Origin of the sequence: Marivirga sericea (assembly GCF_900177665.1) — a bacterium.
Lineage (GTDB): Bacteria > Bacteroidota > Bacteroidia > Cytophagales > Cyclobacteriaceae > Marivirga > Marivirga sericea.
This window is the reverse complement of the sequence record NZ_FXAW01000001.1, coordinates 802,958-823,434: the sequence shown is the minus strand read 5'-3', so window position 1 is coordinate 823,434 and position 20,477 is coordinate 802,958. Positions and strand designations below refer to the sequence as shown.

Annotated in this window: 18 protein-coding genes; 3 read left to right on the top strand and 15 right to left on the bottom strand. The window is 36.4% G+C overall.

Translation table 11 applies throughout. The annotated features are described in order from the left end of the window. Positions 1 to 51 precede the first annotated feature (51 nt). Positions 52 to 393, bottom strand: a complete 342-nt coding sequence (locus B9Y84_RS03230) for a phage holin family protein (protein ID WP_085515648.1) — start codon at positions 391 to 393, stop codon at positions 52 to 54. Between the two features lie 161 nt (positions 394 to 554). Between B9Y84_RS03230 and B9Y84_RS03225 the strand changes: the two genes are divergently transcribed. Beyond that, positions 555 to 4,040 carry a T9SS type B sorting domain-containing protein gene (locus B9Y84_RS03225; protein ID WP_085515647.1) on the top strand — a complete coding sequence of 1,162 codons (3,486 nt, stop codon included), beginning with the start codon at positions 555 to 557 and terminating at the stop codon, positions 4,038 to 4,040. A gap of 123 nt (positions 4,041 to 4,163) precedes the next feature. On the opposite strand, the gene B9Y84_RS03220 is transcribed toward B9Y84_RS03225, so the two are convergent. Next, positions 4,164 to 4,610 (bottom strand): TlpA family protein disulfide reductase, encoded by a 447-nt coding sequence (locus B9Y84_RS03220; protein ID WP_085515646.1) that lies wholly within the window; start codon positions 4,608 to 4,610, stop codon positions 4,164 to 4,166. Positions 4,611 to 5,328: 718 nt separating this feature from the next. On the opposite strand from B9Y84_RS03220, the gene greB reads away from it, so the two are divergent. Beyond that, positions 5,329 to 5,862 (top strand): transcription elongation factor GreB, encoded by a 534-nt coding sequence (gene greB / locus B9Y84_RS03215; protein WP_085515645.1) that lies wholly within the window; start codon positions 5,329 to 5,331, stop codon positions 5,860 to 5,862. 482 nt (positions 5,863 to 6,344) lie between these two features. On the opposite strand, the gene B9Y84_RS03210 is transcribed toward greB, so the two are convergent. The 5 genes from B9Y84_RS03210 to B9Y84_RS03190 all read right to left on the bottom strand — a co-directional run bounded on the left by B9Y84_RS03210 (position 6,345) and on the right by B9Y84_RS03190 (position 12,343). Then, the gene (locus tag B9Y84_RS03210; RefSeq protein WP_176223694.1) at positions 6,345 to 7,118 is read right to left on the bottom strand and encodes an AlbA family DNA-binding domain-containing protein; all 774 of its coding nucleotides are present in this window, start codon (positions 7,116 to 7,118) and stop codon (positions 6,345 to 6,347) included. 330 nt (positions 7,119 to 7,448) lie between these two features. Beyond that, a complete protein-coding gene (locus B9Y84_RS03205; protein WP_085515643.1) occupies positions 7,449 to 8,729 on the bottom strand; it encodes a DNA methyltransferase in 1,281 nt (426 codons plus the stop codon). Positions 8,730 to 8,741: 12 nt separating this feature from the next. Then, positions 8,742 to 9,797: a hypothetical protein gene (locus B9Y84_RS03200; protein ID WP_085515642.1), complete on the bottom strand. Its 1,056-nt coding sequence runs from the start codon at positions 9,795 to 9,797 to the stop codon at positions 8,742 to 8,744. Between the two features lie 3 nt (positions 9,798 to 9,800). Further along, positions 9,801 to 10,385, bottom strand: coding sequence for a hypothetical protein (locus tag B9Y84_RS03195; protein WP_085515641.1), 585 nt, complete (start codon positions 10,383 to 10,385; stop codon positions 9,801 to 9,803). Further along, a complete protein-coding gene (locus B9Y84_RS03190) occupies positions 10,382 to 12,343 on the bottom strand; it encodes an AAA family ATPase (protein ID WP_085515640.1) in 1,962 nt (653 codons plus the stop codon). Before B9Y84_RS03190 ends, B9Y84_RS03195 begins: the two co-directional genes overlap by 4 nt. Positions 12,344 to 12,634: 291 nt before the next feature. On the opposite strand from B9Y84_RS03190, the gene B9Y84_RS03185 reads away from it, so the two are divergent. Then, a complete protein-coding gene (locus tag B9Y84_RS03185; RefSeq protein ID WP_221406404.1) occupies positions 12,635 to 12,853 on the top strand; it encodes a hypothetical protein in 219 nt (72 codons plus the stop codon). A 672-nt stretch (positions 12,854 to 13,525) separates the two neighbouring features. On the opposite strand, the gene B9Y84_RS20535 is transcribed toward B9Y84_RS03185, so the two are convergent. The 8 genes from B9Y84_RS20535 to lpdA form a co-directional block, all read right to left on the bottom strand. Further along, positions 13,526 to 13,699 carry a hypothetical protein gene (locus B9Y84_RS20535; RefSeq protein ID WP_176223693.1) on the bottom strand — a complete coding sequence of 58 codons (174 nt, stop codon included), beginning with the start codon at positions 13,697 to 13,699 and terminating at the stop codon, positions 13,526 to 13,528. Positions 13,700 to 13,765: 66 nt separating this feature from the next. Continuing rightward, positions 13,766 to 14,401 (bottom strand): cation diffusion facilitator family transporter, encoded by a 636-nt coding sequence (locus tag B9Y84_RS03180; RefSeq protein ID WP_085516028.1) that lies wholly within the window; start codon positions 14,399 to 14,401, stop codon positions 13,766 to 13,768. Between the two features lie 150 nt (positions 14,402 to 14,551). Further along, the gene (locus B9Y84_RS03175) at positions 14,552 to 15,346 is read right to left on the bottom strand and encodes a cation efflux transmembrane domain-containing protein (RefSeq protein ID WP_176223692.1); all 795 of its coding nucleotides are present in this window, start codon (positions 15,344 to 15,346) and stop codon (positions 14,552 to 14,554) included. Beyond that, positions 15,343 to 15,570: a hypothetical protein gene (locus B9Y84_RS03170; protein WP_085515638.1), complete on the bottom strand. Its 228-nt coding sequence runs from the start codon at positions 15,568 to 15,570 to the stop codon at positions 15,343 to 15,345. The genes B9Y84_RS03175 and B9Y84_RS03170 overlap by 4 nt, the downstream gene beginning before the upstream one ends. A 19-nt stretch (positions 15,571 to 15,589) precedes the next feature. Next, the gene (locus tag B9Y84_RS03165) at positions 15,590 to 16,255 is read right to left on the bottom strand and encodes a cation efflux transmembrane domain-containing protein (RefSeq protein WP_085515637.1); all 666 of its coding nucleotides are present in this window, start codon (positions 16,253 to 16,255) and stop codon (positions 15,590 to 15,592) included. A 10-nt stretch (positions 16,256 to 16,265) separates the two neighbouring features. Continuing rightward, complete coding sequence (locus B9Y84_RS03160; RefSeq protein WP_085515636.1) at positions 16,266 to 17,633, bottom strand: phenylacetate--CoA ligase family protein; 1,368 nt, start codon at positions 17,631 to 17,633, stop codon at positions 16,266 to 16,268. After that, the gene (locus tag B9Y84_RS03155) at positions 17,626 to 18,915 is read right to left on the bottom strand and encodes a CYP152 family fatty-acid peroxygenase CypC (protein WP_245830812.1); all 1,290 of its coding nucleotides are present in this window, start codon (positions 18,913 to 18,915) and stop codon (positions 17,626 to 17,628) included. The genes B9Y84_RS03160 and B9Y84_RS03155 overlap by 8 nt, the downstream gene beginning before the upstream one ends. A gap of 95 nt (positions 18,916 to 19,010) precedes the next feature. Continuing rightward, positions 19,011 to 20,414, bottom strand: coding sequence for a dihydrolipoyl dehydrogenase (gene lpdA / locus B9Y84_RS03150; RefSeq protein ID WP_085515635.1), 1,404 nt, complete (start codon positions 20,412 to 20,414; stop codon positions 19,011 to 19,013). Positions 20,415 to 20,477 lie beyond the last annotated feature (63 nt).

Here is a 20,477-nt window from a genome sequence, read left to right as displayed (position 1 = left end):
TAAATGAGGTGTCTAAACCTCATTTCACAAGCTATTATTTTTTAAAGCCCATTAGAATATAGATTGCAAAATAGCATTCAAGAGCGACAGAATAATACTAAAGAAAAATGCCCACCAAAAGCTCTTTACAGAAAATCCTTTTAATATTTTATCTACCAACATGATCATCAGGGCATTGATAACCAAGAGAAACAATCCGAGGGTTAAAATGGTAATCGGGATGGTTAAGAAAACTAAAATGGGTTTTACAACCGCATTGATGACTCCCAGTACAATAGCCACGATTATTGCTTGTCCGTAGCTTTCTACTTTTACACCTGAAAGTACTTTAGCGGTTATAAAAACAGCAGCTGCTGATAAAAGTAATCTAATGATAAATTCGGTTAAGTCCATAATTGTAATTTTGATTGATTTATAAATCTTTGAACCAAGATACTATTTTTTATTTTTATTCTTAAAGCATAAACTTACATTTAGCACATATAAAATAGTTTGGATTTTTTTAGAGGAAGTTAATCTGTTGGCTATATTTGCTCTACTACCAAAGCCCAATAATGCGTTCAACAACTTTACTACTCATTCTATTTTCCATTTTATTTATCCAGTACAAAAAGGGTTTTAGCCAATGTGGAAATCAGAAATTAATACCTGAAGCAACATTAAAAACCAAAAATAATTATGGTGCTACAACCAGCTATAGTAATGGATACCTTGTGGTAAGCGAGCATCTCAATGATTCATTGGCTTATAATGCTGGGGTTATCCATCTCTACAAAAAGGAAAACCAAAGCTGGAGTCCTATTAAGAAATTGGCCACTCAAAATACATCATCAAGCCAAGCCTTGGGAAGTGATTTAATATGTAGTGATAGCGTTATTATAGCGAAAGGTAATTTGTATAGTTCAAATGAGGGTGCAAATCAAATTCTTTACATTTACAGGCAGAATCAATCAGGAAATTGGCCTTCAGTAGAAACTGAGCGAATAGTCTTAGAAGACACGGTAAATTCCAATAACCGAGTAGGGATATTTGAAATGGAACTAAATGAAAAGGGTGAATTGGCCATTATTTACAGGAATTCCCAAGATTATAGCAGTCAGGTAAAGATTAAAATCATTGACCTTGTAAATGAAAACTCTATTCTTTTAGATGATACCTTAAGCAGTGCAGATAGGAATTTTTATGGCTATAATACATCCATTGTTTTCAAATCCGATGTATTATTTATTTCTAATCCAGATTACACCACAAAAGAGGGAGAATTGCAAGGTGCTATATTCGTTTTTGAAAAGGATGGCGAAAATGAATGGAATATTAATCCGAAAGCTGTTTTGAAAGCAAGTAGCAGCAATCAATTTGGATTCGGTATCAATATGGCCTATGAAAATGATAAACTATATGTTGCTAATTCATATGATAAATCATCAATGCTTTCACGTCTCTTCATTTTTGATAAACCTGCCACAGGCTGGACTGACATGCAGGAAAGTCGATACATTGAAAAGTCGATTGGTTATACGGGAAGTGAAGTAGAGCTCACCGTAAAAAACGATATTATCTTCTGGAGCATCCCTGTACTGGAAGAAAATTTTCAGCTCTACATGGCTGATAATTCAGTTCCTACAGGATACATTGAAAAAGAGATCGTAAAACCTAATGATATTGGAGATGAAAAAATGGTCTTCGGTACCAACCCAATTAGCACTGGCGATGAATTGATAATAAGCACCAGGCACACTTACGAAGAGGAAAGTAATCAAGAAAACGAACACGTTTTAATCTATGATTTAGAACCCAATTCTAGCGCAGACATAGAAAAGTATAAATATGCGTTTACAGGAGGGTTCACTTCCGCATCAGACGATGAATTTGGTTTTCAACTGTCAGTAAGCCTTAACACTTTGGCAATTGGAGCAAAGGGAAGTGCTAATAAATGGGGTGATCAAGCAGGCAGTGTTTACATTTATGAGAAATCAAATGGACAGTGGGATTTCCAACAACAAGTAATAGCGCCTGAAGAAGTCAATGGTGATGCATTTGCAGGTCGCATTGAGATATCTGAAAATCTGCTTTTTGTAGGAGCACCGACCTATGATAGTTTGATTGATGGTAAAAATTACTACTCAACTGGTAAGGTATATATTTATGAAAGACAAGGAAATAATTGGGAATACCTGACATCCTTGGTGTCTCCTGATATGAAATCGGAAAATGAACAAGGCTTATTTGGTAGAAATATTACGTATTACAATGGATATCTTGCTATAAGTGAAATCAAGAATGATTTATATAGCACAAGAGCTGGCGGGAGAGTCTACTTATATCAATACAATGAGTCTAGCAAGGAATTCCACTTACATTTACAATTTGAAAACAATGAAAATTACAATTATGATGGATTCGGAAAAGATGTGATCATAAACGATAAATACATGGTAATTGGCACTGGCAATGTATCAAGAAGTGCCTCAAGAAATCTAAATGTTTATGTCTATAAATTTAACTCTGAAGCCTTTCAGAATGGATTGCCTGATTATCGTTTTGCGTCTTCCTATAGAGATATTTTCTCAAGATTTGGAACAAGCATTGCAATTAAAGATGATTTATTACTTGTGGGAGACCCTAATTTCAAAAGCAAGGAGGATTATGAGTCTGCAACAGGAAGAGTATATGGCTTTAGGATTCCAGAGAACTCAACCGATAGAAGCATCAATTATGAAGATTTCCATATAACACCCAAGGAAACAGATGATTATTCTCAATTTGGAAGTTACCTAGCTATAAATGGAAATGATCTTACTATTCAAGCCAAAGATTTACGGAATGAGGAAATTAAAAATGACCATCTTTATAAATTTGACCTAATTTCCATCACTGAAGATGAATTTGCATATGGGAATAAGATGGAAATGCTTGATAATCCTGAGAACAATACAAAAAGTGGGTTTGGAAGTGCTATCGAATTAGATAATGGATTCCTAATTTTAGGTAATCCAGAAGCTGATACTAAAAGTGGATTTAGATCAGGTTCAGTTTTTACGACTGCACTACAGCCAGCATTAGATAGCATTCCTAATTTATGTAATAACACTACTGAATATGAATTGAAGGTAAGTCCTAAGGGTGGGATTTTAAGTCTAGACCAAGTTGTACTTGAAAATAACATCCTTGATATTGCAACTTTACAAGCTGGAGAGCATACCGTTAGTTATAATTTGAATGGCTGTATAGAAGAAAAAACCTTTGAAATATATCCAAATACAGTGCTTCAATCAAAAGCAGACAGCATCATAACGAAATGTACCAATGATGAAGCAGAGTTATATATTGCGTTAAATAGGAGCCAGAATATGTTTGCCTGGTACCATAAAAATGAAATGGAAGATGATTATCAGCTTCTAGACTCTGCGATGGATTTTACTCGAATTCAAACAACTGAGCCAGGATTTTACAAAGTGAGCTTGTTGAATTCTAAATGTGATGAGATAGAAGAGGAATTTCAGATTATTAATCATGAAATATCTCCAGCGCTTAATTTATCAGGGGAATTAGAATACTGTGAATCGGAAGCGATGATAAGCATTGAAAATGTAGACTCTTATGAGGAGCTGACTTGGTATTTTAAAGAAGAAAATAGTGCGATTTTTCAAGAGCTAGATTCAGCGAATGCTCAATTGATAGTAAACAAAAGTGGGGAATATTTTTGTACCATTGGAAGCTTAAACTGCGAATTCACGACAAATACTGTATCCGTTTTCTTTAAACCAAATCCGCAAGATCTATTTGTACCTAATATCTCTACAGTTGATAATGATGGGTATAATGATTCTTTTAGAATTAAAACCGATTATCCCTTCAAGGAATTCATCATATCGATTTATGATAGATACGGAAAAGAAGTTTATCAGAGTTATGATCAAAATTTTAATTGGTATGCTGAAAGTGGCTATTCAGGGACTTACTATTATTTGTTAAAATACGAAACTGAATGTGGGGAAATAGGTCAAAGAAAAGGCTGGGTTCAGATGATGAAAGATTAACCTGCAACAGGAATCTCTTAAAATTATAACTCTACAATTGGGATCTAGAAAAGTGACTAAAAACGCACAACATCTTACAGGAAATTCTATTGAGAGTTTACTGTAGAAATCCTGAGACTGCTTTTATACAGCGCAAAGCTCATCCAATGCGTACATCAATCTATTTTGCGCACCTAATTGCGACCCAAAGATCGATCTGTACATATTTCCCTCAGCTGTAATTAAAAGCCATTGTGGAGTTCCCTCTGATTCAAATTGATCATAGATCTGATGATTTTGATCTAAATAAATAGGGAAGGGGAGTTCCTTGGTGGTGAAAATGCTTTTAATGTCTTCTTCGGTAACTGGTTTTTTATTGAAAATGCTGTGAATCCCAACTACTTGTAGATTAGGGTATTCCTGTTGATATTCATAAGCTAAAGGAATTGCTCTGCCAGTGCATCCTAAACATTGATTGTTATAAATAATGATCAATAGTGGCTTTCCTTTGTACTTTTCAAGTAAGTTGACCTCATGATCGTCAAAATCCTGCACTTTTATGGATGCGATAGTGGTGACTGCTGTTTCCATGCTTAATAATTATAATGAGACACAAAGATAGAAAGTTCATAGTTTTTGATCCTTGATTTGATCGATATTAACCCAATACGAATATATGAGCCTAATGTGTTCAATATCTTTGATAGATATTAAGCTGATAAAATCTCATAGGCTTAGAACTCCATTCCATAAAATATTATGTTAAGTTGAATACTGCATAAGTTCCTATGGATGAAATGGAAGCCAGGCGTTTACTTTATAGGATGACATCCATCAATGCATTAGGCTTCAGGAAAAAGCGTGCACACTTGAGGAAGATAGTCTGATTTCCTAAAGCGCTATTTTCGCTTAGAATTACAAAGCTGTACAATGGCTAGGCTGAAGTGAAAATAGAACGCTTACAATTATGAGGTCCTAGCATGAATAATTTAAAGACAAAATACAGTGCTTAAAATAAAGAACTCTTCACCACAGGACATACAATTGCAAATAGCGCTTTAGACTTTGGACCGCTTAAGCAGTGTATAAGAGAAATAACAATTTCATCATGATAGGGCGCTGCTCAGATTACAGCCATTTGAAAAGAAGATAATAAAGAATAGGTGGGTATTAAAAAATAGTAACTTAACATAATATAAATTATATAACATCGATAACTACACTTTGATCTAAACTATCACATGACTTCCTTTACAAACAGATATTAATCTATTAATTTTCGCCTGCGCTATAATAAGACCATTAAAACATGAGACGTAAAATTCCGGAATCAACACTGCCTAAATTGAATCGTTCGCAAATGATTACTGCTGAAGGATTTCAAAAGTTGCACGAAGAGCATGATCATTTGTGGAAAGTTGTACGTCCAGATGTTACGGCCAAGGTTTCATGGGCCGCCAGTTTAGGTGACCGATCAGAAAATGCTGATTATCATTACAATAAAAAACGCTTACGTGAAATTGATAGTCGCATTCGTTACCTACGCAAATGCATAGATAACTTTAAAGTAATTCATTATCACCCTCATCAAGAAGGCAAAGTAATGTTTGGCGCCTTGGTGGAAGTTGAGAACCTTGATAGAGGACTAAAAAGACGATTCCGTATTGTGGGATACGAAGAGCTTATTGGCAATAAAGATTATATTTCGATGGACTCACCGCTGGCAAAAGCGCTTTTAAACAAAATGGCAGGTGATGAAGTCATTGTAAAAACTCCTGCCGGTGAATTCAACTGGCGAATACTTAAGATTGAGTATGAACAAGGTGGTGCATCTGATTTCTAAATCATCGGTCTAATTGAAAAGAATAATAGTGCTTCATTTCTAAGCTCACCTCTCTCCCGCTGTTTAGGCGAAAACCTTACCACCATGCAAAGCATGGCGGCAAGGAGGATAAAATTATAACAGAACATTTAGCACTTATGGCAGCTAATGATGAATAAGTTTCGATTGAACAAAGTAGAGACATTATGGAAAGTGCCTTGTTAAAGTCTAAGAGTGATTATCAAACAGTAATATTTGACAACCCAAATCATCTTTTTCAAAAAAAAACAAAATATTCAAAGAGGTGAGTATGCCCTACTCGCCAATCAATTTATAGACAATTTTTTGAATACTATTTCATCATGGATAATACAACTCTAGTATTAAGTATCACAAACATTTTAGCTTCTATTAAGCATTACTTAAATTCTACATTTCTAATTATCCTACATGTATTCACCATGGATTTCTACTTTTTTAAATAAATATCTGATACATCTATATTATTTTTTAATTTGGCTAATAATTAATTCCTTTTTTATAGTTATCAACTTCAGTACAAATTCATCAAATCCTTCATCAGGATAATTCTTGTTTTTGCTCCTAAAAGCTTCCTGTTCCTCGAAAATTTCTTTCAGTTCATCTTCGGGAATATCAATTGTACTTATATTAAAATGCTTTTTGATCTGCTTATATAAAGTTTTGAGTTGTGCTAGATGCTCCTCCAGTTCTTTTTCAGAAGTTGAGTCGTATTCTGATTCAATTCTCCGGTTGAAAAGCTTTTGAAGCTCTTCATAATTTGCTTGAATGGATTGCGTGCCTCTTCTTATATAGATCTGGTCCTTCTTTATTGTCGAACTTTCACTTCTTGATAAAAAAGGAATATACCGGGGTAAATCAGTGATTAAAATAAGCTGGAACTTAAGACCTTTAAGTTTATCGTATTCGGACTCCTTATAAGTAAAATCTAGTATTTCATATTCTAAATTATTGGGTAAAAATTTATTTAAAGAGTTAGTAACATCTGCTTTATCCTTAATTTTGTTGAGCCCTCTTGGCTCAATCTCACCATCTTCTTCGCTGACTCCTAATACAATTATACCACCTCCAGAATTTGCCATTGCTAAAATATGGCGAGCAGTTTTATCACTGTCAATCCATTCTGCTTTAAAGTCAATATAATTTAGTTCACCAAAATTAGACTTCATTAAATCACGAAAAGCTACTCTATCTGGTTGTTCGAGAATTTTTGCAAAGGATTCTTTAATAGCAATCATAAATTGATTATTGAATTTTAAACTAATGTAGACCTGAAATCTATATGCGAAACTTCGCAGATCAAAGACGAAGGTAGCTAAGCTGAATCTTAACATCAATAAAAGTTGGACAAAAGACGAACTTATGATTTATATTCTTAAATAACTTATGTAACCGTTAGACAATTACCAATTCTACTTTTCTAGATATTCCTTACATAACCTCAATGAATCAATCCTAATTTTTCGAAGACCTTACTATGGGTTGAAGTATGACTTTTGTTCTTAATTATTACTAAATGTTTATGACTATAATATTGAAATTGTTCTTATTAAGATTTTATAAGATATCTATTTCTTTAATATAATTAATGATTCTCTAAGTGGAGCTTTTTTTGTACCTAATTGATTGTATTGCTGCGAGGATGTACGTAAATATCGGAGGCAATGAATTCCTTTCAAACTATATCCAAGATCATGGCCTATATTGCCAATAAGAATATCTACGGGTATGTGAACACCAGCATATGCTGAAGTGCTAACAACTAACCAAACCTCTCCCCCTTTTTTTAACCTATTATAAAGTCCTTTTAATACTGTATTTAAATCATCTAAATAAGCCTTCATCATCAAAGGGATTCGACTGCTCCATAAAATTTCTTTACTTTCCTCTAATTTTTCGAAATATGGTCTAAGAAGTTCTGATTCGTACGAGATTTCTTTATTCCAGTCAACTTGAACATGAGATCGCACGGTTTTATGGCGTAAAAGATTTAATTCGACATTGTTCTTTACGAATCCCCCAAGAAATAGCTCTGCTCTGTATACATCTGTATAGTCAAATGAATTCATATATGGAGGGCTTGTTACCACCAAGTCATATTCTTCTTCTGAAAAATCTTTATTTAATAAGAACTGTCTTGAGTCTGATAAGTGTATAGATGGCTCATCTGCTTGAAGAGGTGTACTAATTAGATCATCCAACATCATTCTTGATATTGCCTCGAAACTAAAGAAGAGTGATTCCCCATTGTAAGATTTTTCATTCCAGTTTTTCTTATATTTTAGTCCCTTTCCGTCTTTTTTGGCATTACTATTTTCTATTGTTGCAACTATTGCTGAAAATCGCAGGATATCCTTTATTTTTTGATGTTCTGGAAGTTTTTCTATTGACTTTATTATTCCGGAATATCTCCTAATGACACTTGTATTAAAAAGCCATTTATTTAGTTTTTTGCTTGGTGTAAATGTTGAGAATCCTTCTAAATCAGAATATGAACCTCCCCTACTTTCATGACTAACTTGCTTAAGTGTATTTAAAAAAGACGAACGTTTTGGCTGAAAGCAGGTTGTTTTGATCTGAGTTGCAAATTGAAGAAATGGATTTACTTCTACTCCAGTGGCATCATGACCCATTAATGCGCTTGTCAAAGCAGTTGTCCCACTACCATTAAAAGGATCAATTATTTTTAATTTATTCTTCGATTGAGCACGAATTGCTTCTTTAACAATACCAACTGAAAAACCTTCTTTAAAGTAATACCATCTATGACGCGGTAGTAAAGAGGTAGAACTAAAATTATAAAAGTCTTCGTTGGCATATGGCCCATCTAATACTAATTCTTTTCCCATCGTATGTTGTACCTATGCTGAAGTTCTTTTAGATGCTGTTTTGCTTATGAGGAAGAATATATATCCTACACCTTTTTCAGGTAAATGAACTCCATTACTTTCTTTAATTAGCTTCCAGTTATTAGGATCTTCTTTTTCACTGACAATGCAATTAAACTCTTCTTCCGTGCGACCATCATAGACCACTAAAGCTGCGCTTAGTGTACCTGAATTTTCTTCCAAGTAATTCTTTACTTGATGCACAGCATCATCAACTTTATCATATTTATACTCTGTACTCGGGTTTTTACCTAGCCATTTTATTTCCAATAAGTGATTATTGCCACCGTGCTCCATTATCTCAATATCCGTCTCATCAGTACTTAGCTTTCTAACTTTTTGAGTCACAGTACATGTAGATAAGTTAAGATCCAACCATTGATACAAAGCTTGTTGAAATACATCTTCAGTTTTTCTATCGCCAATTAAAATTCTTTTTTGCTTGTCTTTCCAATGACCTGTTCGCCACGTTCGTACTTCAACTTTATAAAAGTCTATCAAGGCCAATTCATAATCTCGTGCAATTCGTTTATACTTGTTGTTCTGCGGTGGCTCGGCCTTTGGATGAATTGGATTGAAATAAATTGTTGGAACTCCCTTAATGTAAATTGAAGTATCTAATCCATTTTCTATAAAAAAAAATAAGTTTGCTTCATTTAAAGATCTATCAGCGACACTAAAATTGTCCAAACGCGATAATCTGTCTGTGGATTTCACCTCAAATGTTTTGGTACAAAGAAGTAAATTGTCATTGTCTTTTATTGCATCAAGTATCACTTTTGGAGATAGCAAATTTCCAGGAGAATCATCATTTTGCGAAAAATCTACCTCTAACACATAAGGTAAAGACCCAATCTCATGATTATTTTCAATAATGAATTCAGAAAATGATTTAAGGCAACTTTCTATTTCATTGATTGTAACTGATGTTCTATGATCTTTAAGCCTTTGAAAAATTTTAAAAGCCTTGTCTTTACAAACTTTATTTACCCTATCTAGCGTGTCAGGAGTATATTTAAATTTTCCCATAGTTTATTCAATTAATTTAAAGAAGATAGGAACTAAATTTTCCTCCCCCACTGGGACAGAGAACATCTTATCAAAATCTTTAAGTACCCTTAAAGAACTATTACTAATTAAACTATCATATTCAAATTTATTTCCCCAGCTACCTTTACTACCTAAGTATGTTGGCTCACTATAAACCAAAGCTTTTAATTTATGCCATCCTCTCTTATTTACTTCTATTCCAACCAATTCAAAGAGCCTAACTCGTTTGCTAAAATTAGTGTTTTTCCTGATTCTTTGAAAAAGTTCTATTCCTGAACTTGATAATGAGTAAGAAAATCTCTCACCAGTTAAACTTCTATCGATATTAATAAAACCACGAAAAGCTAATGCATCTGCTGCATTTTGAATTTTTCTGTCCCAAGGCCCATGCTTATATGTCTCATGTCCATTTTTAGGTGCTACTACTGAAGCAATTACTGATAAAGTATCAATTATATATATATATTTTTGAAGTTGTATTTTTCCAAGAGATCTCTCATAGTCTTGAGAAATGGCTAAGGCAATTATAACATCTTTAAAACGATGATTTAAATATGTTACTTTCATGAAAATCTAGGTTCATTTAATATCCTATCGAGTATTTCTTCTATAGCTTCTGCCCCATAACCATTAGCTTGAACATCAGATAACTTTCCTATTTCTATCATATTTAAAAAGTGGAGCTGTCGCTCATCTTTTCGCAACCGTGTAAGGATAGTCTCTGCAATTCCCGCGGGTTGGATGTTGCTTGAAACTATCAAAGTGTTATTGTTTTCCTTGGAAAAGGTGAAGAACATTTCGGTCACATTGTTGATATAGGAAATATCTAAAGCATTCTCAGGGGTTTCACATATAAAAGTACCTTTATGGCTGCTCATTTCATTTGATAATTCAATTACCGACATTCTGAAAGCAATGTCTAAGAAAAATCTCTGAGCTTCGGAGCAACTTGTTGGCCTTGCTCTGACTTTACCTAAGAAAGTAGGTACAAACAGATTTAAATCGAAGAAGTCGGAATTGTCGACTACTGGCTCCAATTCACATTTCACTCCAAGGAAATCGGATGCGAAGTCTGAATATATTTCACCTAATCTTTCAACTCTGCTATTATTAATCTGTGCAAAATTTTTGTACGTGTCATCTAATTCTTTTTGCAAACTATCAAATTGAATTTGATAATCTCTCTTTTCCTTTTGTAGTAGACTTAAAGCCGACTCATTTTCGGCAAGCTTATTCTCACTTGGGGGGGCATCTTCGTGAATATAAACTACTTTTTGAGGCCGATTAACTAGAAACTTATTTATCTCATTATTTAGAATAATTGACCTATCCATCAATTCTTCTAACTGAGGCTCTAATTGTAAAATTTCTTGCTCAATGTCGATTTTATCTTTAAGCAACTCCGACATTGATGCTTCCCATCCAGGCTTAATCGTAGGCTCATCCAAAGAACTTTCTATTCCACAAAGCGGGCACTGCTTGTTTTTAATATATTCGACAGCTTTTTGATGTAATTCATCATTTTGATTTCCACATGAAGGGCAAAGCTTGTGATGTATTAATTTATAGATCGCATGAGAAGTTTCGGTGTTTTCAATTTGGCTGATCTGTTCCATTAGAAAATCTTCCTCGTATTTATTAATTTGTTGCCTTAATTCTTCAATTTCACTTGCCTTATGAGCAACTGTAATTTTTCTTTCCTTTAGTTGTTTCTGTGTAATTCTAATTTTTTCTCCAACTTGTACGAGTTCTTTTTGAGAATCTTTAAATTCACTTTCCTTTGCTGTATTATCGGTCATTGCTATCATCTCATCTTCAGATTCATTTTTATGAGCTTTTTTTTCGGTGGACAGATCTAATTTTAATTGATCAACAACCTTCTGCTGTTTATTTACAGCTACATTTTTATGCCTAATCTTAGTATCAAGATTCTTCAATTCTTCCCGCCTTTTTCTAAATTGATACTCCGTAGTGGTATCAGAAAATAATTGCATAAGAATTCTAGTTTGAGCATTCACATTCCATACCAAGTTCTCTCGATTTTCTGATAGATAACAAAGCTTATGAAAAATGTAGTAAAACTCATTTAAACCAGAGTAGCCTACTTCTTCTACTAAGAATTGCTCAAATAGATCTTCAGTCTCAGATTTTTTGTCTGATAAAAACTCACCATTCCTCGTGAAGCTTAATATATTATTAGAGGCAAATCCCCTCCTTATTTCGATTGAATTATCTCCAAATTCAAGCTTTACATCAATATATGCCTTTGAGTGGTTTGACAATCTATCAGCAAAATAATCCCTACCCCAGCGTTTAAATTTATCCTCGCGAGTCGGTTCAATATTCGCGTCAGCAGGTCCAGCAACACCGTATATAATAGATTGAAGAATTGTAGTCTTACCCAAGCCATTCCCTCCTAAAAGAATATACAAATCCTTCTCTATATCGAACTCAACTGGCTGATCGAATAAAGGGTAGTAGCCTTCTAGTCTAACCGATTTAATTTTTGGGAGAATTAAGTGCATCAGTTCAATTTTTTAAAGAATTTCATATGCTATGATATCTAATTTTTATTTTGTTCTACGTCTAATCGATTGGGAATAGTTAGTATTGAATTTGGGAATTGTAGTTGACATATTTTAAGGTATTAGTTGAAGGTGCATTAAAATTGCAATGTATTACTTTTAGTTTAATTAAAAAAGCAGCTTTAGATGAATGAACTAAATCTTTAGACGGAAGGTGTTGTTTTTATTCAATTATACTGCTTCACTATATAAGAATATACCTTATATTCGGCGGTAATTAATACTTTAGCTATGAAATTCCTGAAGAGTTCTCTCCTATTTGTTACCATCTTACTATTTTCATTTAATACGGTAGTTGATCATGTTTATATTTGTGATAGCAAAAACGCTAAAAAGTATCACTATAAAAAAGATTACAGGGGCTTAATTGCTTGCAAAGCAGCAGTGGTTAAAGTCACCTTAGCTGATGCTAAAGATTCCAAAAGAACACTTTGCGGTTGGGAGGATTAGGAGAAGCCTCGCTCCCCTACTGCACCGACTCATTTGATACTGTTATATACAAGCAAATACATTCAAATTCCATGTTCAAAAGATATTTTACTTCCTTCAATTTCCTTACTAGGAAGTAACATTCGGGAATGATCATTGTAATTGTAGCCCGTCCCATAATTTCAGATATTTTTTAATTCTTCGGAAAAAGAAGTAAAAATCAAGATATTATCAGCATCTCCGATAAGCCCATGATGTTTAACAATCGAGGATTTCCATAGATGGCCTCTAGCCAAGAAAGGGACGTAAAGCACAGTAGGCCTGAATATATATTCGACAAATTTTATATTTATGGCTCTTTACAAATATTGGGGTAATTATTCAAGATTCTTAAAATCAATAGTTTACATATTTCATTTTCACAAATAATCACCATTCTATATGTTCCTTAACTTATTTAATGTTAAATGGCCTTATAAGAAAAATGGGGCAAAATATTCATTATGAAAAAGTTTACTGAAGTTTATTCCTGGAAAGTTATCATATTACTTCCTACAAGTTCCTTAGTAGGAAGTAATATAATCGCCCTTCTTTGGCTTTATGAAAATTGCATTTACGGTTAAACAAACTAGAGATTGAGAATTTAAGTGGCAGTTACGACTCTTAATTTATGTCGCACATTTAGCATTTTAATTATAATTTTCTTTTTTTCATTTCAGCTTTCGTAATTGCACGGTCAATAGCTTCTGCCTTTGTGCATTTTTTATGGACATAGAATTCTTCGGCATATTTTAAAGCCAGCTTCCTGATATCTTCATCCAATGCATTGAGACGGTGCTTATAGTCGTTGAATAAGTGCTCTGTCATTTTTATTACTTCAAATTTAAAATTCCCGACTTGCTACTCTATTGTTTTTCTTTATCTCGAATTTTTTTATTTATTTGGATCATATGAAATCTTTCTTCCATTCTGAAAAGCTTCCCATCCTTCTTTAAGAGCGTAGGGCACAATTAGAAATGCCGCAACGGGATCGGCCCACCACCAATCCAGATAGCGTACAGCGAGTAGGCCACCCAATACGGCTATGGTTTGATATAAACACACAAAGGTATCTTTGGAATCAGCGATCAGCTCCTTGCTGTCCAGCTTTTTGCCATAGCGGTGTTTGTACCAAATAAGAATAGGATTTACTACAAGGGAGATAACAAGTATGATTATGCCTGCTGTACTCCAGGAAGGAGGGTTTTGAGCTATCAGTTTTGAAATAGAATCGTACGTAATAAAAGCGCTGACAATCAGAAAAGATGTCGCTATTACGTACAGGGTTATTTTTTCTCTTTTTTTGACCTGCTCGTCATCTTTCCCCTTTATTTCACCGTGCAAGCGCCACCATAATGTACTTGCCGATACCACTTCAATTACACTGTCTAATCCCCAACCGATTAAAGCAGCACTGCCGGAAATGAAACCTGCGATCAGAGATACTATTACTTCAATCGTATCATAAATGATATTATAAACCTGAACTTTACGAGCCTTTTTGAGGTATTTTTCCCTTTGATTTTCCATATACATTTAGTTGGTATTATTTCACTTTCTTATTTTTCCAGAATTTATCAAATCACCGAATCTCAGTATCGGTCATAAACTCTTGCATTTATTTCGTCAATTATAGCAGCTTTTTTAAGGTGAGGTTTTCCTTTGATGGTCATGCATTTTTCATTTAGTCAGTTTCAATATTCTCACAGCACCGCGCATCACGAAGGCGAAAACTATCCCTCCGATGGCCAAATCGGGCCATTTACTATCCAGGAAATAAACCAACACCCCCGCCAAGATCACTCCGCCATTTACTATAATGTCATTGGAAGTGAATATGGCGCTAGCCTGCATGTGGGCTTCTTCGCTTTTGGCTTTATTGATCAGCCAGAGGGAAACAAGGTTGCCTATGAGGGCCAGTATTGCTATGAAGATCATCCACTGAAAAAGAGGTGTTTCGCTTTCGCTGAAAAACCTCCGCAATACTTCTGAAAAGCCTAAGAGCGCCAATCCCATTTGAAAATAACCGCTAAATTTGGCTACTTTTTTCTTTCTGGAAACAGCACCACCCACAGCAAACAGGCTTAGTGCATACACGATGGAATCTGCCAGCATATCCAATGAGTCGGCTATCAGGCCCATAGAGTTGGATATCCAGCCTGTGGTCATTTCTACTACAAAAAATCCAAAATTGATGCCCAGCACCCACCACAGTATTTTTCGCTGTTTTGAATCGTCAGGAGCCAACGGCAACTCAGCTTCATCTTCGGTATTTTCCAACCGGTCATTGAGTTTGAGTTCGCTAATGGCCTGATGAATCTTGTCCACTTTTTTCGTGTGATATACCTCCAGTTTACGGTGGGGGATATCAAATGAAAGCTGCTTTACCTCACTATAAGGCTCCAGCTTCATGCGGATCATCTGCTCCTCGGAGGGGCAGTCCATTTTTGTTATTATGAATGTGCTTTTTTTCAAATGTTGTTTTGTTTACCCGTTAGTTTTGTTGGCCAAAAATAGTTGGCAAAAGCAGTTGGCAGTTTGCAAAAGGTACCGTCATTTATTTCTTGGTTTATATTTTCGAGGTTTTCAATCATATGGTTGAGCATTCGGCCTACCTCTTCTGATTTATCGACAAGTTTATTTTGTTTTCCTTCCAATATAAAATGGCAGGCAAATGTAAAATCAGGTATTTGAATCATAATATTTTAGATTTCCAATCTATTCTCTATGCTTTTTCTTCTGATTATTATTTTCCGAAGCTGTAGCACCATTACTGCGTGCAATTCTTGCTGCCTTAAGAATTTCCCATCCTCCTTTTAGCACAATTCCCACGGTTATAAGGCTGATGATCAAATCCGGAAGTGGAGAATTTAACAGCATCACTGCTATACCGGATAACACAATGCCTAAATTAACAAGCATATCGTTGCTGGTAAATACCATAGAGGCCTTCATGTGCACGCCTCTTTCACCTTGAGATTTCAGCAAGCGCAAGGCAAGCAGGTTACTTGCCGCATTTACAATAGCCGTAATGATCATCGCCCAGCCAATTGGTTCGGCTTCTGTAACAAAACGCCTGATCACTTCACCCAACAAAAGCAGACCCAGCCCAATTAAAAGAACACCGGAAAGGTTTGCAGCGCGTGATTGAGCTACAACACCTTTGCCCACAGCGTAAATGCTTACAAGGTAAACGGCTGAGTCAGCCAGGTTGTCAAGTGCAGCACCCAATAGCCCTGTGGAATTTGCAATAAAGCCAACAATACCGGCCAGTGCCACCTGAAACATATTGATTCCCAGGACCTGTTTTAATATTTTTCTATCGGCTTTATTGGCCGCATCAAGCTGGATCTCGGCTTCTTCGTTTTTATTATTACCGCTCATGACTGGTCTATTATTTTAATGGAATTACCTCACGAACCTTACCACCGGATGTCTGTTCAGGCAGTTCTTCAGCTTTCTCCAAGGTGATGTTTTCAAGTCTATTCTCTTTTAGCACACCAGCTAGCTCTGCGAGTATTGTTTGCCAAACCCGCTCAGGTTCTGCACCAGCCGAAAGCTTCAGGCGTATACGAAGATTTGTCGGACTGGTCTGTACAAGCTGGAACAAATCAATTCCGGGAATGCGTGCAGCTACAGTGCTGAATGCCAAAGGCGCAATAGATACTTTTTCCCCATCCGCAGGAAAAGTAAGCACATCAGAAGAGCGGCCTTGTACACGAATAGCAGGAAGCGGATTACCACATTTGCAGGGTTCAGGTTTTTGTAAAATACTATCTCCAAGGTCATAGCGAAGTATGGGCTGTATTTTATTAGCAAGATTGGTTAGAAGTACAGTGTATGACTGTTTCCCTGGAGGAGTTGGTTTATAATCCTCGTCAACAGGTTCCAGTATCACCCAATCGCTATTTACATGGAGCCAGCCATATCTGCACCTGTAGCTAATAAAAGGACATTCCGTAGCAGCATAACTATCGTAGACTTTAGCATTTAATGCCCTTGAAATCCGTTGGTACTCTTTTTCAGGTAACCCTTCTGCAGAGAGCACGATTAGCGAAGGATTTATGTGCAGCCGTCCAGCTTCCTGTTCACTGGCCAGCAGCGGGCCCATACTTGCATAGGGGGCAAGTATTATGGGCTGGAACTGGTTGAGGTTTTTAACCATATCTGGTATGGGCATGTTCACAGGAAGGACCTGATACCTTTTGTCACGCTTCTTTTTTAGCCGTGCCGCAGCGATGGCGGAAGCAAAGTGCCCACCCATTGCGTTTATCATCGTCAAACGGCCCCGGTTAACAAGAATACGAATGAAGTCGCCTAAACCAAGCCAGGAAATCATCATGCGAAATGCAAGAGCGCCCACTACTTTAAAGCTCCTCTCATCAATAAGGAATATTCCCTTTTTTCCTGTAGTTCCGGAGGTAGTAGCGACAGTGTACTTGTTTAAAAAATACACCCCAATGAATTCGGTATTACCAACAAATGCCTGTGCTTTTTCAATGGTTACTTCTGGATCGGTGACGAAATCGTTAAAATGCTCCATTAACTCTTTTTTACTTGTAACCGGCAAGCGTGTTGGATCTTCAATCTGCTTTGGTAACTCTTGATATAGTTCCTGATAATAAGGTGAGTTTGCACGAGCAAAGGCTACAATATCAGCCAAACGTTTACTTTGCCGTATTTCTATTCCTTTTAAGCCTTCTTTCTTAGCCTTCCAGGTATCAAACAGCATCCATAAAACCGTGGTTTTAATTTTATTCATATGGCAATTTTTTTATTTTACTTATCATAAAACCACTGCGTGGCAGCGTGGGCATACGCGATAAACTGAATGTCAAATCCTGATCGGGTACCTCATAAGTCATCCGATTGATCAGGAAATCTACAGCTTGTTTCATCGATTCAATAGTGAGCCATTCACCCGCACACCGATGACCGTGTAAATGTTCTCCTCCACCCTGTGGAACTAAGGTAAAGGGATTGCCGTCCCAGTTTATAAATCTCTCAGGATGAAATTCATGGGGGTCTTCCCATAATTCAGGATCGTGAAGCATTCCATAAATATCCAGCAACACCAGCCTGCCACGCTTAAACATATATCCTTTCCATTCAAATTCTTTTCGCACAATGGCGCCTACCATGGGAGTAAATGGATAAAATCTTCGTACTTCCTGTACCAATATTTCTGTCAGATTGTCTTTCCCTGTCTGTATTTCTTTTTTGTATTGTGGATTTTGATGTAAAGCAATACCAGTAAAAATAATGTAGGTGGCTATGGCTACGGTGGGCCTTAATACATTGATCAGTTCTACTGCTGCAACCTTTGTGTCCAACAATTTGCCATCAAGCTCACGGTGAAAAGCAATTGAGTGGGCGGCAGTGCCCTTTTCTACATGAATTTTATCGTTACGGATTTCCTTAATAAGGTTACCAATCCACTTTTCAGCTCTTTTCCGAGCCTGCTTTCCTCTCCAGTGCCTTGGACCGATGGCTCCGAAGGCATCTACCATAGCTCCAAAATCCTTGGCTCTTTGTTGCACTTCCTCTTCTCGCAGCGGAACTCCCGACCATGTACAGACTGCACGGCAAAGGAGCTCCTGTGCTTCGTTAAATAATATTATTTGCTCTTCTTTCTCCCATTTACTAATGTATTTTTCCCAGTAGCTTTTTTGAATTTCCAAGAACCTCCGAAGGCTATCCGGTTTCATCAAAGACATAAACATTTCTTTTCTTTGCCTGTGTGCTGAATTATCCAGTGTCTGGACGCCCTTCTGGCCGAATAATGTTTTTTGCACTCTTTTAGGAGTAGCACCTTTGCGTTGAAACTTTTCAGTGTCATAGAAAACCTCCGCGGCTTCTTTTCCACTCATGCAGATTGTTTCTTTTAACATCAAACGGGTACTAAAAATATCAATCCCAAGATTTTCACGCTTTTTCTGAATAAATTCATAGCCGTCACGAAGCAGTATCAAACTGCTATCGAAGTTTTTGTCTTTCGGAATAGTTGTCATGTTCTTTATATCTTTAAAAAATTTATCTTTCATTTTTAAACCAGTAACTTAAACTTAATACAACGTAATCTGAGTTTGGTTAAATGACTAAATACCGCATAATTTAGTTTACAATGTACTTAAGACCATTAAATATGTAACGCCCTATCTTCTGTTGCCGCTAAACAAGCTTCTTTAAAGGTTTCTGAAAATGTGGGGTGCCCGTGCGACATCCGTGCAACATCTTCGGCAGATGCCCTAAACTCCATGGCCACCACCGCTTCGGTATAACTGTCCGCGATGCGTGGGCCTATCATGTGCACTCCCAATATCTCATCTGTTTCCTTATCTGCAATTACCTTGATAAAGCCATCGGTATCCATACTTATTTTTGCCCTTGCATTGGCCTTGAATGGAAAAGATCCTGTTTTTATATTTTTATTGGCCTTTTTCAATTCTTCCTCTGTCAAACCTACTCCTGCAACCTCGGGTTGGGTGTACACGATATTTGGGATGAGCGAGTAATTGATATAGGGCTTTTGGCCAACAATCCGTTCGGCTACGAAAACGCCTTCTTCACTGGCTTTATGGGCAAGCATTGCCCCTCGGATTACATCCCCAATGGCATACACTCCCTTGATATTGGTTTCGAGGTTTTCATCTACCGTTATCTGCCCTTTTTCGTTGGTTTCCACTCCTATATTTTCAAGGCCTAAATTGACGGTGTACGGCTTTCGGCCAATGGCCATAAGGCAATAATCACCTTCTAAGGATATCTCTTCTTTATCAGAAAGTTTTTCTGCTTTCAATTTCACCTTATTATCCATGGCTGTTACATCTGTCACCTTATTTTCCAAATAAAATTCAATCCCCTGTTTTTTTAGGGAACGGTGCAATTGTTGTCCCAGAGCGCCATCCATAGTGGCAATGAGGCTATCAAGATATTCCACAATGGATACCTTTGAACCCAGGCGGGCGAATACGGAACCTATCTCAACCCCGACAACGCCCCCACCAACAACCATTAAATGGTCGGGGATTTCGCTTAGAGCAAGGGCTTCGGTAGAAGAGATGATCCGCTTTTTATCGATTTCAATATTGGGCAGTGAAGCGGGTTTGGACCCTGTGGCAATGATAATTTTATCGGTTTCTATGGTTTCTGGTTTATCTTCGGCCTTAATCTCAATCGTGTTTTTGTCCATGATGGTGCCGTGGCCTTCATAAACGGAAACCTTGTTCTTTTTCATCAGATAGTCAACGCCATTGATGATTTCCTTTACCACATCCTGAACCCTTTGGTTCATTTTTTTGATATCGACATTAGCTTCTTTTACATCAATCCCAAAATTTTCAAATTGATGTTTGAGTTTGTAGTAATGCTCCGAGGCTTCCAGCCAGGCTTTTGACGGGATACAGCCCACATTTAGGCATGTGCCACCCAACGTGCTGTATCTTTCAATAATAGCCGTTTTTAACCCTAATTGAGCACATCGGATGGCACTTACATACCCGCCAGGGCCAGAGCCTATTATAGTTACATCATATTTTTGCATATTCACATTTTTTAAAGTTAAAGTTGATTATTGAGCCGTTAAGGTTCAGTTTTCAGGCAGGTC